Origin of the sequence: Methylobacterium sp. WL12, assembly GCF_008039475.1 — a bacterium.
GTDB classification, from domain to species: domain Bacteria; phylum Pseudomonadota; class Alphaproteobacteria; order Rhizobiales; family Beijerinckiaceae; genus Methylobacterium; species Methylobacterium cerastii.
Genome location: NZ_VRUW01000261.1, coordinates 1 through 255, shown reverse-complemented (window position 1 = coordinate 255; position 255 = coordinate 1). Strand labels below are relative to the sequence as shown.

At 71.4% G+C, this 255-nt stretch carries 1 protein-coding gene; it reads left to right on the top strand.

All coding sequences use genetic code 11. The features are described from left to right. Window positions 1–255 (top strand): transposase (locus FV226_RS27780; RefSeq protein ID WP_147765439.1); only part of this gene is annotated, 255 nt, incomplete at both ends.

The following is a 255-nucleotide window of genomic DNA, read 5'->3' as shown; positions in this document are numbered from 1 at the left end:
AGTTCTTCGACGTGCACGCCAAGACCGGCTCGGCCATCGCCGGGGAGGCGCTGGAGCGCATCGGCGCCCTCTACGCCATCGAACGCGAGATCGCCGGCCAGCCGCCCGATGAGCGACAGCGACGGCGCCAGGACCGGTCCCGCCCGCTGGCCGATGCCTTGAGAACCTGGGCCGAGACGATCCTGCCGCAGCTCTCCGGCCCCTCGGATCTGGCCAAGGCGTTCCGCTATATGCTGACCCGCTGGCGCGCGCGCT